This is a genomic window from Chitinophagales bacterium (genome assembly GCA_017303415.1).
In the GTDB taxonomy this organism is placed as follows: domain Bacteria; phylum Bacteroidota; class Bacteroidia; order Chitinophagales; family Chitinophagaceae; genus SpSt-398.
The window spans coordinates 2,690,377-2,706,380 of the sequence record JAFLBJ010000001.1; the positions used below are offsets into that span (position 1 = coordinate 2,690,377).

18 protein-coding genes are annotated in these 16,004 nt (G+C 46.6%); 11 read left to right on the top strand and 7 right to left on the bottom strand.

What is annotated here, in order from left to right; translation table 11 throughout:
* Nucleotides 1-23: 23 nt before the first annotated feature.
* Nucleotides 24-1,145 carry a hypothetical protein gene (locus J0M30_11640; protein MBN8668147.1) on the bottom strand — a complete coding sequence of 374 codons (1,122 nt, stop codon included), beginning with the start codon at nucleotides 1,143-1,145 and terminating at the stop codon, nucleotides 24-26.
* Between the two features lie 113 nt (nucleotides 1,146-1,258).
* On the opposite strand from J0M30_11640, the gene J0M30_11645 reads away from it, so the two are divergent.
* Both J0M30_11645 and J0M30_11650 read left to right on the top strand, forming a co-directional pair.
* Nucleotides 1,259-2,527, top strand: a complete 1,269-nt coding sequence (locus tag J0M30_11645) for a HAMP domain-containing histidine kinase (protein ID MBN8668148.1) — start codon at nucleotides 1,259-1,261, stop codon at nucleotides 2,525-2,527.
* 14 nt (nucleotides 2,528-2,541) lie between these two features.
* A complete protein-coding gene (locus J0M30_11650) occupies nucleotides 2,542-3,228 on the top strand; it encodes a response regulator transcription factor (protein MBN8668149.1) in 687 nt (228 codons plus the stop codon).
* Nucleotide 3,229: 1 nt separating this feature from the next.
* Here the strand turns inward: J0M30_11650 and J0M30_11655 are convergent, their stop codons facing one another.
* Entirely contained in the window at nucleotides 3,230-3,967 is a 738-nt protein-coding gene (locus tag J0M30_11655) for a hypothetical protein (GenBank protein MBN8668150.1), read from the bottom strand.
* Between the two features lie 167 nt (nucleotides 3,968-4,134).
* On the opposite strand from J0M30_11655, the gene J0M30_11660 reads away from it, so the two are divergent.
* A complete protein-coding gene (locus J0M30_11660) occupies nucleotides 4,135-5,280 on the top strand; it encodes a phospholipase (protein ID MBN8668151.1) in 1,146 nt (381 codons plus the stop codon).
* A 213-nt stretch (nucleotides 5,281-5,493) separates the two neighbouring features.
* Here J0M30_11660 and J0M30_11665 read toward each other — a convergent pair whose 3' ends face one another.
* Both J0M30_11665 and J0M30_11670 read right to left on the bottom strand, forming a co-directional pair.
* Nucleotides 5,494-6,510, bottom strand: a complete 1,017-nt coding sequence (locus tag J0M30_11665; GenBank protein ID MBN8668152.1) for a metal-dependent hydrolase — start codon at nucleotides 6,508-6,510, stop codon at nucleotides 5,494-5,496.
* A gap of 17 nt (nucleotides 6,511-6,527) precedes the next feature.
* Entirely contained in the window at nucleotides 6,528-7,256 is a 729-nt protein-coding gene (locus tag J0M30_11670) for a hypothetical protein (GenBank protein MBN8668153.1), read from the bottom strand.
* A gap of 138 nt (nucleotides 7,257-7,394) precedes the next feature.
* Between J0M30_11670 and J0M30_11675 the strand changes: the two genes are divergently transcribed.
* The 6 genes from J0M30_11675 to rnhA all read left to right on the top strand — a co-directional run bounded on the left by J0M30_11675 (nucleotide 7,395) and on the right by rnhA (nucleotide 12,499).
* Nucleotides 7,395-7,892, top strand: a complete 498-nt coding sequence (locus J0M30_11675; protein ID MBN8668154.1) for a dCMP deaminase family protein — start codon at nucleotides 7,395-7,397, stop codon at nucleotides 7,890-7,892.
* Nucleotides 7,893-7,957: 65 nt separating this feature from the next.
* Complete coding sequence (locus J0M30_11680; GenBank protein ID MBN8668155.1) at nucleotides 7,958-9,583, top strand: acyl-CoA carboxylase subunit beta; 1,626 nt, start codon at nucleotides 7,958-7,960, stop codon at nucleotides 9,581-9,583.
* Nucleotides 9,584-9,682: 99 nt separating this feature from the next.
* Nucleotides 9,683-10,444: a choice-of-anchor J domain-containing protein gene (locus J0M30_11685; protein MBN8668156.1), complete on the top strand. Its 762-nt coding sequence runs from the start codon at nucleotides 9,683-9,685 to the stop codon at nucleotides 10,442-10,444.
* Between the two features lie 30 nt (nucleotides 10,445-10,474).
* Nucleotides 10,475-11,203 (top strand): choice-of-anchor J domain-containing protein, encoded by a 729-nt coding sequence (locus J0M30_11690; protein ID MBN8668157.1) that lies wholly within the window; start codon nucleotides 10,475-10,477, stop codon nucleotides 11,201-11,203.
* Nucleotides 11,204-11,270: 67 nt separating this feature from the next.
* The gene (locus tag J0M30_11695; protein MBN8668158.1) at nucleotides 11,271-12,035 is read left to right on the top strand and encodes a hypothetical protein; all 765 of its coding nucleotides are present in this window, start codon (nucleotides 11,271-11,273) and stop codon (nucleotides 12,033-12,035) included.
* A gap of 2 nt (nucleotides 12,036-12,037) precedes the next feature.
* Nucleotides 12,038-12,499 (top strand): ribonuclease HI, encoded by a 462-nt coding sequence (rnhA, locus tag J0M30_11700; protein ID MBN8668159.1) that lies wholly within the window; start codon nucleotides 12,038-12,040, stop codon nucleotides 12,497-12,499.
* 80 nt (nucleotides 12,500-12,579) lie between these two features.
* Here the strand turns inward: rnhA and J0M30_11705 are convergent, their stop codons facing one another.
* Both J0M30_11705 and manA read right to left on the bottom strand, forming a co-directional pair.
* Nucleotides 12,580-13,149: a hypothetical protein gene (locus J0M30_11705; protein MBN8668160.1), complete on the bottom strand. Its 570-nt coding sequence runs from the start codon at nucleotides 13,147-13,149 to the stop codon at nucleotides 12,580-12,582.
* Nucleotides 13,150-13,203: 54 nt separating this feature from the next.
* Nucleotides 13,204-14,385 (bottom strand): mannose-6-phosphate isomerase, class I, encoded by a 1,182-nt coding sequence (manA, locus tag J0M30_11710; protein MBN8668161.1) that lies wholly within the window; start codon nucleotides 14,383-14,385, stop codon nucleotides 13,204-13,206.
* A 31-nt stretch (nucleotides 14,386-14,416) separates the two neighbouring features.
* Here manA and J0M30_11715 point away from each other — a divergent pair, with 31 nt between their 5' ends.
* Complete coding sequence (locus J0M30_11715; protein MBN8668162.1) at nucleotides 14,417-14,773, top strand: YraN family protein; 357 nt, start codon at nucleotides 14,417-14,419, stop codon at nucleotides 14,771-14,773.
* On the opposite strand, the gene J0M30_11720 is transcribed toward J0M30_11715, so the two are convergent.
* Nucleotides 14,748-15,263, bottom strand: a complete 516-nt coding sequence (locus tag J0M30_11720; GenBank protein ID MBN8668163.1) for a YkgJ family cysteine cluster protein — start codon at nucleotides 15,261-15,263, stop codon at nucleotides 14,748-14,750. The genes J0M30_11715 and J0M30_11720 overlap by 26 nt on opposite strands.
* Before the next feature lie 93 nt (nucleotides 15,264-15,356).
* On the opposite strand from J0M30_11720, the gene J0M30_11725 reads away from it, so the two are divergent.
* Nucleotides 15,357-16,004, top strand: coding sequence for a hypothetical protein (locus J0M30_11725; protein MBN8668164.1), 648 nt, complete (start codon nucleotides 15,357-15,359; stop codon nucleotides 16,002-16,004).

A 16,004-nucleotide genomic window follows, 5' to 3' on the forward strand; every position in this document is an offset into this window, starting at 1 on the left:
AACAATTGTTAGTATAAAATCCCTTACTGGGACACCTTTCCTGAAATTTTGATCTGCGGGTGTTTGCCTGGGGCAGTCACCCCATTGAGGACCTCAAAAGCCAGTTCAACATTTTCCAGCCTTTTCAGGGTTTTTACCTGAAGGGTGTTCTCCTCCCCTGGCTTTAGGGTAACCAGGTCGCTGCTATTGTGGAAAGTGTACCCACTCTTGTTCTGCAAGGTATAATCGACGGAAGACTGGTTGCTGAATACGATCTCGAGTACATCGGAACGGCCTATGTATTTGGCAGATTTGATGGACAGAGAGGCATTGATGAGCGGAACCAGTTGCTCCTCGCGCCCGATCAGGAGATTATTATAAAAAACGACCGTCCTTCGGTTCATCAACCCTTCTTTGATCCCTTCCTCGGTCCTGGTAGTGGCAAAAACAAGGGTGATGGGTCGGTGCCCGCCTTTGGGTACTTTAAAATCCCAGTCGATCAAACCATGAATATCCGAAGTACCCATGATGGTGAGGTTATTGTCCAACGCGATCTGGAGAGCCTCATCGGAATAGGTCTGATCATTCACTACTTCAATTCCATCCAGCAGTTTTTCCTTGATCAATACCCGGTGCATATCTGTCAGGGTAGCTATTCCATCCCGGCGCTGACTCACCCAGTTGGGGTGGTTCCAGAATACAAAAGCCCCTTGTTTTTTTGCTTCGCGAAAAACGGCAATCGAATCATCGATCAGCAGTTTATTGGCATCGGTAATAAATACGGCATTACTGTGCCCGGGAGGCATCCGCCGGGTGATCTCCGATCCGCGGATAATGAGCAGGTCATGGCTTTTTGCTTCTTTTAAAGCGATCTCATAGGACCTGTTACGGTCCGGATGCGGCAGATCAGATTTATGCGGCTGGTATTCCAGATGTTCGGTCAGGGAAATCGCATCCAATCCATCCATCAGGGCTTCCATCACACGGATATCGGGCCATACACTTCCATCGGAAAAAACAGTATGCTGGTGAAGGTCACATTTCAGGGTTTTATATTCAGGTACATCCGGAAATTTGATCACACGACCCAGGGCATGGGAATGGGGTTGCTGAGCCGAAGTGATTAATACAATGAAGAACGGAATCAAAAGTAGAAGCCTTCTCATGTGGTGGGGTTTTGCTGCAAGATATTAAATGTAGCCAGTTCATATATTATTAAAAAATTAATCCTTGGATGCCATTTTCCTATATTTATCCTCTGACCAATTTATAACCTGATATGGCGCTACGCTCCAATACGATTCGGATCGCTGTTGTACTTTCCTCGGTACTCATCGGCACCATACTTGTTATCCAGGTTTTTTGGTTAAAAAAGGTATACGAATTAGAACAGCGTGTTTTCAATTCAAAGGTCATGCGGGTGATTGAAGGATATTACGAGAGTTCCGGAGACACTATTTTTTCATCCACAGACCACCTGAGCAAATTGGTCAACCATCCGGAGCCTTTTGTATATATCGCCCGACTGGGTCAGTTTCCCGACACCAACCAGATCATGCATATCCTTCGGGAGCAATTCACCCAAAACGAGATCTTTACTATCTGTGGTGTATCCCTGCAAATGGAAGGCGAAAAGGAGGTCAGATTCAGGGAGGTCATCCCTTCGGCCAATGCGGCAAGGCAAACAATCGATACCTGGCCAAAGAATGAAACGCCATACGGCCATTTGGGATTATACTTTCCCAATCGCAATAAGTATGTCTTGCTGCAAATAAACTTTTGGGTCATCTCCATCATTGCCTTACTTGCCTTTATCATTTTATTTAGCGTAGGAGTATATCTCATTTTCCGGCAGCGTTTTTTGCATGAACTCCAGAAAGATTTTATTCACCAGCTAACCCATGAATTCAAAACCCCTGTATCGGTACTTACCCTGGCTTCAGACGTTCTTCAGAAACCGGAGATCGCAAACCAGCCTCAGAAACTGGCCACCTATGCAGATATTGTCGGGCAACAGACCAGATATCTGGGTAACCAGTTGGAAAGGCTTGTTCTCTTAGCTTTTACCGATTCAAAAGGGATCGAACTCAAAAAAGAAAGGATCCTGGTTGAACCCCTGATCCAGCGTGCAGTTGACAGCCTGCATCCGCTGATCGAACAGAAAAAGGCCAGGATCATTTGGGAATTAAAAGGGACACAGCCAGAGATAAAGGCAGACCCCGATTACCTGTTTACCGTAATCGTCAATCTGGTAGACAATGCCCTTAAATATGCCAAAGACCCGGAAATAAAGATCAATACCCGGTCGGATGAACGTTGGTTCTATCTGATGGTGGAGGATAATGGGATCGGAATGGAAAAGACACAATGGAAAAGGATTTTTCGTAAATTTTACAGGATCAATACCGGTGATGCCCATGAAGCAGAGGGAATGGGTATTGGCCTGAGTTTTGTAAAGATGATCGTAGACGCGCATAAAGGACAAATTCAGATACTGAGCGAACCCGGAAAGGGTAGTCTTTTTACCATCACCCTACCACTTGATTAAAAACTATTGAGACCATGCGAAAAACGCGGGTATTATTGGCCGAGGACGATACCCAACTGGCCTTTGTGATCAAAGACAACCTGGAAGAAGCCGGGTATGAGGTGGTTTCCTGCTCTAATGGAGAGGAGGCCCTGGACCAGTTTGCGCGTACCAATCCCGACCTTTGCCTGCTGGATGTGAATATGCCCCAGCGGGATGGATTTTCGCTGGCTAAAAAAATCCGCCAGAAAAGTGATGTGATACCGATCCTGTTCATCAGCGCGCGATCCCTGGAGGATGATAAACTAAAGGGATTTCAAACCGGTGCAGATGATTTTATCACCAAACCCTTCCATATCCGTGAATTATTGATGCGGATGCAGGTATTCATCCGTCGAAACAAAATGCTGCGCCCCGAGACCCCATTGGAATTCAGGCTTGGTGACCTGCGCTATGTGCCTTCTGAGCTACGGCTTATCGGAGATAAAGATCAGAAAATACTCACCCAACGCGAAGCGGAATTACTGACCTTTTTTTGCCTGAACCCCAATAAAGTGCTGAAAAGGGAAGATGTGCTGACAAGCGTATGGGGAAAAAGTGACTTCTTCCTTGGACGGAGCATGGATGTTTTTGTCACCAAGCTTCGGAAATACCTTTCCTCCGAAAAGAACATCACCATCGAAACGATACACGGCATTGGGTATCGTTTTGTAACAAGATGAACTACCACTGCATTAATTCACTACTGTTGAATACCCATTCCGGTGTATAAATTTTACCTTTGTCGGACACAGGAATCCATGGACTTTCCATCGTTGAAAGCGGGTTTTTGACTATATGAATGTCCTGCGCCGGCATATAACTTTGGGCAAGTAAGATCTTTTTTTCTCCCCTGGCATTGACTGCAACATCCATTACCAGCATGGCATGGCCAGGAAACCCACCCCGAATAAAGACATCCCCCGGCATGATTTCCAGAACAGATGTTCTCTGTTTCATTTGCTTTGCCAGCGAAGCTGTACCACACATACCAAATACCCTGTCCAGATAGTGTTGCCAATTTCTTCGATCTGCGCCTTCCTTCCATTTATATTCTCCGCCTTCGTTATCAAAAAAAACAATGGAATCATATAAATGATGTTCAAATAAAAATTCGGCCCTTAACCGCATCACGGCATCAGCGCATTGTTGAAGGTCTTTTTTACCAACGGACCAGTTTAGTACCGCATAGTGCAGGTCCTGCTCAGGTTTTGGAGTTCCGTTATATAAATAGACCGTATTATCCTTTCGAAATGCCTGCCCCCTTAGCCATTGGCCAAAACTTTGCGAAGGCAGGGTTACCCGATGGAACCCTTCCGGCAATGGGATGGAATCGACATGTGTAAAAGCTGGCTTAATGGGCAACGGATCATTATTACAAGAAATGATGAGATAGGTGAAGAAAAACCCAAGACGAAACATGGTTTACATTTTCCTTTCAGATCCTTGAGGATGGCTTTTCCATATAAGGGAATTCCATTATTGAACCATTTAACAATTTTTTCAGGAATACCACTACCTTCTTTTTCCGTAATCTTGTGTATTGAAAGACAGTGATGAGCAAGCCAAAGAAAACCGGGCGCAGGAAAATGTTGGAGAAGAACCGCGTCAGGTTGATCTCCGGAGGAAGGCCCTATTTCGATACACTGAACAGGTTGATTTCCCAGGCGCAACATACCCTCTATTTTCAGTTTTATATTTTTTTGGATGATGACACCGGCAACGAAGTGGTGCATGCACTGTGTGCAGCGGCTCAACGAGGGGTGGCCGTTTATTTGCAATTGGATGGATATGCGTCACAGAGCATGCACCGTAAAACAGTGCAACACCTGCGGGAGCAGGGAGTAAAAATTAAATGGTTTGAACCACTATGGAGAAGTCGCCGGTTTTATTTTGGCCGTCGGCTGCATCACAAAGTGGCAGTGGCCGATGGCTCCTACGCGCTGGTGGGTGGACTAAATATTTGTGACCGGTATAATGACCTGCCCAATGACCCGGCCTGGTTGGATATGGCCATTTATACAGAAGGAGAAGCCGCCCATTCGCTCGAAACAGGCTGTATTGAATTATGGGGCAACAGAAAAGAAACCACCTCAACCCCCGAACATATCTGGTATTCCTTTGCCGAAAAAATTCCGCCGAATGAACGGGTACCAGCCCGTGTCATCCGAAATGATTGGGTAAAACGCCGCAAAGAGATCTGGGGCGCTTACCTCTATCAATTCAACCATGTGGAAAGGGATTTGACCATCATGTGCAGTTATTTTTTACCGGGACGTATCTTCAGACGCAAACTGGCACAAGCGAGTAAGCGAGGTGTGCGGATCAGGGTAATCCTTGCCGGGGTATCGGATGTGAGGATAGCCAAACATGCCGAACGATACCTCTACCGTTGGCTCCTTGGGAATAAAATAGAGGTTTATGAATACCAACGTACCGTGCTCCATGCCAAGGTAGCTGTAGCCGATGGTAAATGGGTAACCGTGGGCTCTTACAATGTAAATAACATCAGTGCTTATGCCAGTTTGGAAGTAAACATTGAAGTGGAACATGAAACCTTTGCGGAAGAAACCAATAAGGTACTCGACGAGATCATTTTGAAGGATTGTCAACGGATCACCCTGGAAAACTATGAGGCCCACACGAGCTGGTTGAAAAGGCTATGGCAACGCACCTGTTACCGGTTTATCAATAACGTCTTGAATTTGTTTACGTTTTATTTCAGGCAGGAATGAGGGGCGTGAGGCGTGAGGCGTGAGGCGTGAAGCGTGAAGCGTGAGGCGTGAGACGTGAGGCGTGAGGTGTGAGGCGTGAGACGTGAGACGTGAGACGAGAGAAGAGTCATGGGAAATAAGTTCTATGTTTTAATTTTCACTATTCACCACTCACGTCTCACGTCTCACGCCTCACACCTCACGCCTCACGTCTCACGCCTCACGCCCCACGCCTCACGGTTGCTTCCCCCCCATCCTCCTCCACAACGATTTCACGGTTTCGCGATTCCATCGGGCAAAGCGGCCGCGTTGTACCACAAACTCATTGGCTGAAGGGTGTTGGAGATAGTAATAAAAAACAAAGGGCGCCTGAGGATCTGACCAACCCGCCATTTGTCCAAACCGCAGATCATTAAAGACCAGTGAATCCGATCTGTTTTCAATGGTGTAATAGCCTTTGGAAAAACGGATCAGCCTTTGAAGGTCCTCCTGATCGCTGACCTGCTTTAATAAATGCGCCTGCCTTGGGAAATATTGCAGACTAAGTGTATCTGATTTGTCCAGTACAGACCGATACCCCACCTGGTAACCTGAATCATAATCTGCCACTACGTACCACAGCATATTGTTCAGGGCCGTTGGAGTGGTGAAGTAATTATTGGGGAGGCCTTTTTGTTTTACCAACATGGACCTTACCTCCCGATCGATCTGCATTTTATTGATCCCGCATAGCACCAGATAGAGTGTGCTCAATCCCATTCCAAAGATCACCCATTTCTTTCTTCGATAATCTTTCCGGGGCAACCACAAGAGCATGATCAGTGCCAAACCCGGCCAAATGGAATAGAGAGGATCAGCCACAAAGATCCAGTTGTATGCCACACGATGGTGATGAAAGGGTTCAAACCACCCTACCCCATATACATTCATGCCATCAATCAACAGATGAATCAGGGCCTGGACCAGAAAAAACAGTGTCCATTTTCCCCAGGTAATGTCATGTGGCCGACGCCATCGCTCGGCCAGGAGACCCAGCACGGGGCTGACCAATAAGGCAAACAGGATTGAATGTGTAAAGCCCCGGTGCGCCAGCAGGTTTTCGCTTGTTCCCATCCAAAAAGAAGTAATGAAATCAATATCAGGCACACTTTGGGCAATTGCTCCAAGCAACATGGCCCGCTTACCGATCTGTTTACCGGCAAATAATTCGCCCATGCAGGCGCCAATGGCAATATGGGTCAGCGAATCCAAATCTTATACTTTGTGGCTCATTTCTTTCCTGTCGCCTGCTCCAGCATACCTGAAATCCCATTTATCAGATCGGCATCCGGGCCGGCCGCAGCAATTTTATTACGTATCTCAGCCTTTTGTTCAGGGGTAAGCATGGCAAATATATCCCATAAGAGTGAGGTAAGCTTGCGATAACCATTTTCAAGGAAGCCGATACATTCCTTGTCCAGATTTCGTCGAACCCGCTTCGAAGGTTTGTCCTGCACCATGTTGATCAAATAATCCCGGAAAACCAATTTCATTTTCTCCAACCCTGGCGCTAATTTCCCCATAGTGGAATCCTTCATGGCATTGATTTTTACCATTTGCGGACTGGGCTGGGAAGGCGGAGAAGGGGCTTTAAACTTTTCTATGGTATCTGAAATGATGAGTCCGGTTGTGGCGTAAAAACGGCGATTTGAAATGGCACTATCATTCATAGCTAATTCTACCCTGCCCCAGTTTCCCAAGGAATACTTGTACTCATATCCCATGTTCAGAAACACCGGTATCTCTGTTCCATACCAACCTCCCCCTTCGGGTCTTAACTGGTACAAGGAGTCTTTCGTATGCCAGTAGTTAAAGCTACCTGCGAGGTAGATTTTTTGACTATCCGGAAAGTTGGGGGGCGCGAGTGTACGAACCTTTACCGACCCAACTTGTGAAAAACAAACGAGTGGAAGGGCTGCTATTATTAGCATCCAGCTCAGACCAATAACCTTTTTCATAATGAGGAGATTTGCGTAAAGCTAAAAAGAGCATTCAGGTTACAAACTGACGCCGGTCAATCAGGTGGGAATTTCAGGGGTAAAACGATAATTTCGCAGGGACCGGCTTTATTTTTTAATAGTATAAACCCATCTGAATTGAAGAAAAGACCAGATTATATTTCCTGGGATGAATATTTTATGGGCGTTGCGCTTTTATCGGCCCGGCGCAGCAAAGACCCCAGCACACAGGTGGGTGCCTGTATTGTCAACAACCAGAATAAGATAGTGGGGGCAGGTTATAATGGACTTCCCATAGGCTGTGATGATGATGAATTCCCGTGGCAAAAAGAAGGCGGTTTTCTGGAAACCAAATACCCTTATGTCTGTCACGCCGAACTCAATGCGATCCTGAACAATATCGGTATCGACCTGCATGGATGCCGGATCTATACGGCACTCTTTCCCTGCAATGAATGTTCAAAGGCCATCATTCAGGCTGGTATAAAAGAAGTGATCTATCTCTCCGATAAATACAATGGGAATGATGTATTCAAAGCCTCTCGTCTGATGCTGGAAAAGGCAGGCGTACAATTTCGAAAGGTAGTGGCAAGGATCGAAAAGCTGGAGTTGTCATTTCGGGAAGAGGATGTTTAAGGAAATTGAGAAATGGGGAATTTCCAACAGGCACATCGCCTATCTTTGACGAACAACCCGAATCCATGGATCTTGAATTCAATAAAAACGAAGACCGCTTTCGGCAATCCCTTTCTGACCTGCGTCAGAAACTGGGTAAGATCCGTGAGGGCGGCGGGAAAAAAGCCCAGGAAAAACAGCGGGAGAAAAATAAACTGACCCCTCGGGAAAGGATCGATTATTTGATTGATAAGGATTCTGTCTTTGTCGAGATCGGGGCCTTTGCGGGATATGATATGTACCAGGAGCAAGGGGGCTGTGCTGCCGGAGGTACGGTAGCGGGGATCGGTTATGTAAGTGGCCGACAATGTGTGATACTTGCCAATGACCAGACCGTTAAAGCGGGTGCCTGGTTCCCGATCACTGGGAAAAAGAACCTGCGGATGCAGGAGATCGCTATGGAGAATCACCTGCCCGTGATCTACCTGGTGGATAGTGCAGGTGTGTTTCTGCCTTTACAGGATGAGATATTCCCCGACAAAGAACATTTTGGCCGGATCTTTCGCAACAACGCCCGTATGAGTGGCATGGGTATTACCCAGATCGCTGCCGTAATGGGGCCCTGTGTAGCCGGAGGTGCTTACCTCCCGATCATGAGTGATGAAACCCTGATGGTGGAAGGCAATGGATCCATCTATCTGGCCGGACCTTATCTGGTAAAGGCTGCCATTGGTGAAGAAGTGGATAATGAGACCCTGGGTGGGGCTACCACACATACTGAAATTAGCGGCATCGCGGATTATAAATTCAAAACCGAACAGGAATGCCTCGATCATGTAAAGCGCATGATGGGTATGTTAGGTTCGTCCCCTAAAGCAGGCTTTGACCGGACCACCCCGGCTCCGCCAAAAAAGAATCCCGAAGAAATCTATGGCCTGTTCCCTACGGAAGGAAAACCTTACGATGTGGTGGATATCATTGAACGATTGGTGGATGATTCTGCATTCGAACAATTCAAGGAAGACTATGGCAAAACCATTGTATGCGGCTATGCACGTATTGATGGTTGGGCGGTAGGTATCGTCGCCAATCAACGGAAGATCGTTAAAAGCAGGAAAGGTGAAATGCAGATGGGCGGTGTTATCTACAATGACAGTGCCGATAAGGCAGCAAGGTTCATTCTCAATTGCAATCAAAAAAAGATACCCCTTGTCTTTCTCCAGGATGTAACGGGTTTTATGGTGGGTAGCCGCAGTGAACATGCCGGCATCATAAAGGATGGCGCCAAGATGGTGAATGCCGTGGCCAATTCCGTTGTTCCGAAAATCACCATCATCACCGGACATTCCTATGGGGCGGGTAACTATGCCATGTGTGGAAAGGCCTACGATCCGCGATTTATCTATGCCTGGCCTTCGGCCAAGATCGCTGTCATGAGTGGGGAATCAGCCGCTAAAACTTTATTACAGATCGAAGTCGCTGCCAAAAAAGCAAAAGGTGAAACAATCAGTCCGGAAGATGAAAAAAAACTGCTGGACATGATCAAACAACGGTACGAAAAACAAAGTTCACCCTATTATGCCGCCGCCCGGTTATGGGTTGACGACCTGATCGATCCCGCAGAAACCCGAAAATATATCTCCGAGGGGCTTCGGGCAGCCGATCACAACCCGGTCATCCCCGACCTGAAAACAGGGGTGTTTCAGGTCTAGTTTTTCGACATAAAATGTTGATTTTCTGGGTAAATATTGTTTTTTTTGGATTACTTTTTTTTACCTAATTTCACTCCCTAATTAACTAACTGTTCTATTATGAGAAAATCTACCCTGCTTGGATTTTTATCTTCTTCTCTTTTATTGACCACCTTACTTACATCCTGTGTTGATGATTCGCACCTTACGGCCGAACCACCAATACCTGATCAGTCTTTTGTTGAAGAGTTTGATACAGCCAATTCAGCCTATGCGCGTGGATGGCGCTATATCAACAAGAGTGTGGCATTGGGTCGTCGCAATTGGCAGAATCCCAACGCAGATAATTACATTCCCTTTCAACCTTATTCCACCTACGCTGCCGGTAACGGATATCTTTGGGCCGATTACCAATCTACCTCTTCGGCATCCGGTGTGATCAGTAACTGGGCCGTATCTCCCCAGGTATGGATGAAAAATGGTGATAAGATCATTTTCTATACAAGGACCGAATTGTACAGCTTCAACGGTGACTCTACCGACTTTGTAAACCGTATGCAGGTACGTATCAACCCCACAGGTTCACTGAACTGCGGAGAAGGTACAGATCCGGGAGATTTCACCACCACACTGGTTGATATCAATCCCTTCTACTATGAGTTTCTGTTAAATGACTACAACATCGCCAATCCCAATGACCCTGACCGGATCAAAGCGCGTAACGCCTACCCTCACCGGTGGACTCGTTACGAAGCCACCGTATTTGGTTTGAGCAAACCTGTTCAAGGCCGCTTTGCCTTCCGCTACTTTGTAGAGGGCGCAGGCAGCAACGGATTTGGTTCCTCAGTCGGTATTGATAGCGTAGCCTATATCAGCAAATAATTCATCCCATCACTTATTACAAAAGCGATCATGAAAAATAAATTCACCCTTGTCTTTTCCCTCAGCATAGTATTCGCCCTCACCTTTTTACTTTACTCCTGTAAAGAGGAGAAAATAAAAGAAGGCCTCGAACTCGCCACCGATGATTTCTCCTACTCTGAGTCCTTTGACTCGATTGGGAAAGTGATCAGCAATGGCTGGAGAGCTATTAACCGGAGTGCTCCTGCCGGTGATGAGAACTGGCAGCAGGGTTCCTATATCGCCGATAATATCAAAGGCGGACCCTTCTTCTCGAATATCGAGGCACACTCTTCTACCGCCAGTGCAAGTGAATATGCACTTTGCCCCTATACAGTAGGAGATGGCCTTTCGTTTATCAATTGCTGGCTCATTTCCCCAGCCCTGAATATGCGTAATGGTGACCGCTTCTCTTTCTGGACCAAAACATCCAGCCCGGTAAGCTTCCCCGACCGTATGCAGGTGTGGATGAATATGACCAACGATGGATTGAATGTAGGTAGCGGCCCCGGCAATACCGGAGATTTTACCAAAATGCTGGTGGATATCAACCCCACACAAACGGCTTCCGGGTACCCCACTACATGGACCAAATATGAGTTTACCATCTCTGGTTTACCGGCTAACACCTATAAGAAATTGCGTATCGGTTTCCGTTATTATGTGGAAGAAGGCGGCCCCAGTGGCAACAATTCCAATGAGATCGGTATTGACGACTTTGAATTTGTAAGCGTTCAATAAATTAATTCCTTCACCGGATAAAAGAATCCAGCCATTAAACAGGCTGGATTTTTTATTTTTACCCCGCATGAAAATTAATCACCTGTTATACCTGGTATTTGCCGGGCTGATTGTCACCGGATGTAAAGACTCGGATTCAACACCCCAACCCATCCAGGTGGCTGCGGCCGATATCCCTAAGCGATGGGAAATAGTACACAACGCGATTGACAGTATCCGTGAAGGTGACCTGGTGCTGCGTTGCGGGAATGATATGACCAGTTATATGCTCAAGGACTTTAGCCAGACCGACAAGGTCTTCTCCCATTCCGGGTTGGCCTTTAAATGGAATGACAGCCTCTATGTTTTTCACAATATGGCGGGCGACCTTAACCCCGATGAAGTGATGCGGAAAGACCGAATCGATTCCTTTCTGACCCCCGTTTCCAATATGGGGTTTGGGATCTACCGGTATGACCTCGACAGTCAGGAATTAGCGGCCTTAAAACAAAAGGTAATTCAGCATTATGAAAATAAGCTTCCCTTTGATATGAGTTTTGACCTTTCCACCGATGATAAAATGTACTGTGTGGAGATGATCGCCAAATCAGTGGAGGAAGCATCCCGGGGCAGAATTCAGTTTACCCGGAGTATTGTCAATGCTGACCTCAAAAGAAAGTACCTGAAAATGGCTCTTCAAAAAAAGGTATTACCCTCCCGGGAAAGTGCTAACCAACGCGAATACCTGGCGATCGATAATCTCTATATGACCCCGCATTGCCGGCCTGTTACCAAAACCATTTTTGAAACCAATAACGGTCCTGTCCGTATACCCTCCGGGGATAAGGAATAAATATGAGCCATTCTTCCATTACCATTTACACCGATGGCTCCTCCCGGGGCAATCCTGGAAGAGGTGGCTATGGGGCTATCCTGATGAGTGGCTCGCTCAAAAAGGAGATCTCCCAAGGCTACCGCCATACCACCAATAACCGGATGGAGTTGATGGCCGTAATCGCCGGCCTGAAAGCCTTAAAAAAACACGGGCTGAACGTGACCATATACTCAGATAGTCAGTATGTGGTCAATGCTGTGGAAAAAGGCTGGCTTACCAAATGGTTACGCACCAATTTCAAAGGGGGCAAAAAGAATGCTGATCTATGGAAGGAATATCATGAACTGGCCCAAAAACATCATGTTCGATTCAAGTGGGTAAAAGGCCACGCAGAAAATCCATTTAACAACCGATGTGATGAATTGGCTACTGGCGCCGCTGATGGCGGGGATTTGCTGGAGGATGAGGGGTATGAAGGCTGAGTGTTCAGATGACTGATGACAGTTGACGGAATTTCGCTGTGCGAGACCTCAGTCATCTGTCATCTGTCATCGGTCATCCATTATCCGACAACCACCTTCCACTTCCTCACCACCATTGCATTATAAACAAGCGCAATAGCAGGCAGGAAGATCGCGGTAGCGATCAGTGAATTTTTATAAAAAGGCAAACCGGCATTGATACAGGTTAACCAGCCGGAAAAATCATTGGTGTAAGGAGCTTCTTTTACACCGGCCCAAACGATCGTATTGGAAATAAGGAAATAAACGGTGGGGGCTACCAGTGCATTGGTAAACAGGTTTCCCAGTTTGTTGCCTTTGATCGTCCATCCAATGATGGCAGTAAGCAACAACAGGAGATAGTTGACCCATTGGCCTTTATAAAAACCGGCATAATCAAACAATCCCTGCCGGTGCAACACTTCGATCACGGCATCACTCGCCAGGAGCGCCACCAAAGGAAGCAGGAAGGAATAATCCTTTCGAAATACGATCATTCCGGAAAAAACAGCAATGGCCAGTATTGGAGAGAAGCCCGACATTTCGAGGTTCGGACCAAAAAAGTATTTGCAGGTGACGGTTATCGCTACCAGGAACAGGGTGAACAAAACCAGTCTAATATTGAATCGCATAACCAATGTTTAATGAGGCAAAATTAATAGAAATCGATCAAATGCCGGGGCAACTTATTCACCCTTTGTGGAATGAGGCAATCCGGCCTTAAACAATCGGGAGCCGGTGGCACTCAGAAGCGTATAAGCCATTCCGGGTTCTACATAAACCGCTTCCCCCTTTTGTACCGTTAATTCACGTTCCTGACAGGTAAATTGGGTACTACCTGACAGATTGAACCAAATCTCCGGCCCCTGAGAGATAAAGGTCTGCTCCTCTCCCCCAGCATTCAATCGCACCTCCGATAATTGAAAATCCGGTGCCGGGGTTTCAAATACCTTCTCCGCCCCATTGATCCAGGCTCCGGGTAATTTCTTTGGTTCCAGCGGTTCACATTTTACATGTTTCATCAATTCTTTTACATCAATGTGTTTGCTGGTCAATCCACCCCTCAATACATTATCCGAATTAGCCATTAGTTCCATACACTGGCCAAAAAGATAGGCATGGGGAATCCCAGCGTCCTGAAAAATGGCCTCTCCTGGCTCCAATTTGACAATATTGAAAAAATAAACGGAAAAGATCCCCCGGTCACATTGCCCGTTCCGGTTAAAGGTAATGGCGGCCCGCGCAGCCCAGTAGTCTTCTTCCTCCCGGTGTAATACACCCTTTTCGTACAGGGGAACAATCCGGTCAAGCAGGGGTTGCAGGAGGGTGTTTACCTCGTCCTGGGGCATACCCATGACCTTTTTATATAGTCCCAGATAACCCTCCCTCAGGAACCAATCGTGCAGACCGGCAAATTCAGGAACGGCCCGGAGAATAGCCAGCAATTCATGTTCGGGTTTAAAACCATGCAGTAACCAAAACTCACTCAGGGCATAGGCCAGCTCGGGTTTATGGTTCTCGTCCCTATAGTTTCTTTTGGGGGAATCAAGAGGTATCTTTTCGCTGTTTTCCCGGGCGAATTCAAGCTCTGCAGCGGCTTTGGTGGGATGAACCTGGATGGATAACATATCATGCACATCCAGCACCTTAAAAAGAAAAGGTAGCTGTACCCGGTCGGCCAATGACCGATTACCATTCTCCGTGATCAACTCCGATGGTGATTTGGGATGGCTTCCCATCCAGTACTCGGCATAAGGTTTTTTGGCGGCATTTACCTGCCCAAGTAATGCGGGAATGAAATCCGTCCCGCCCCAATCATAGTGTTGAACCACGCCTTTGATCGCATAAACACCCTGTTTTACCTGCATCGTCCAGTCTAATTTGCCATAAAGATAATATATGGCAGCACACAATGAATTAGGCAAAAAAGGCGAGGAACTGGCCGCGGTTTACCTGGTTTCGCGGGGGTATGAGATCCTGCACCGGAATTGGGTCTATGGGAAAAGAGAAATAGACATCATTGCCCGAAAAGGAAGGTTCCTCCATTTTATAGAGGTAAAGGCAAAAAGGTGGTCACCGGAAGGCTATCCGGAGGATAATGTAACCCGCACCAAATTCAGGAACCTGTTAAAGGCAGCGGATGAATACCTGGCGATCCATCCTGGCAACCGGTATATCCAGTATGATATCCTGGCCATTACATTTCACAAGGAAAAGGAGCCGGAGTTCTTTATGCTTGAGGATGTGTTTCTTTGAACTTATCCATCAGTTTTTCCACCATGGTATAGGTGGCAGGGCAGTATTCAATATTTTGTTTGTGCACATGCATATAATCCACCATTTTCTTTTTGGGTAAATGGGGAAAGCCGGCGCAATCGGCTGGCCGGATGGCATAGATGCTGCATTTATTGTCCTTGAGGTTAAGGAACTGACAGGGGTTGAGCCGGTTCATCCAGTCCCCATTGCTGCGGTCCTTCTTCAGCCACTTCTTCTTAAACGCGTTCACCGACATGCCCAGGTGTTTGGAAATCCGTTTCATGTCCTTGCCTGTATAGGTAGGGGTCATGGACTTACAGCAATTGGCACAGGTAAGGCAATCCACTTCCTTCCAAACCTCTTTTTCAGCCGCGGCGGTCCATTTGTCCAGTTCACGGGGTGTGTTCTTTTCCAGGCGGGTAAGGAAACGTTTATAGGCTGTCTTTCTGTGTCTGACTTTCTGTTTAAAGGACCGAAGGTTTACCGACATAAAGGGGGTTGCTTGTTAAAACGCCGAAGATAACAGAAAAAACTTTTTATAAGCTCATTCCTGTCTATTTTTGCCCGGTTCAAACCCTTAATTATGAAAAAGATTTTAGGTCTTTTAGCTATTGTAGTCCTCCTTGTTGCTTGTAACAGTAAAGAACCCGCGCCGAAAACCTTGTGTGATAAACCCTGTGTTTCCGATACATTGAATTTCACTTTACAGGGAAATGAATTTGAGCCTTATGTAAAATTAATACCCGGCAATTGCTTGGTTGATACCGTGGTTTGGAGCAGCAAGGTTATTCCTTCCAAACGCAAGATCCATCTCTCCACGATTCTTGGAATGATCCCTGCCATTGACAAATCGACTGTCAAATGTTATATCAAGGATACAAGCTATGCCTTTCTGTTATTCAATGACTGTCTTACCCGTCGGGGCTTTTGGCTAAAACTTTCGCTTGGTCAAACCGAAGCAATAGAGAAATCACTCTCTGCATTCAATACAGCCGACCCACGCTACTCCATTGAGGAAGGCCTGATCTGCTATAAGGCCAACAATACCTTTTTTGTACAGGAGATCATGACCGGAAAAAAAGCGTCGGTTGACCTGCCCTCCCCTACGCTTGAGTTTGAAACCATGTATGATGTGGTTGATTCCGTCAATGTATCCCGCGGTCGCCTCTTCCTGAACCTGAAAGATGGTAGCAAGACAAAGGCTTTTGAGAAGAGTATTGAGTTGAAGTAG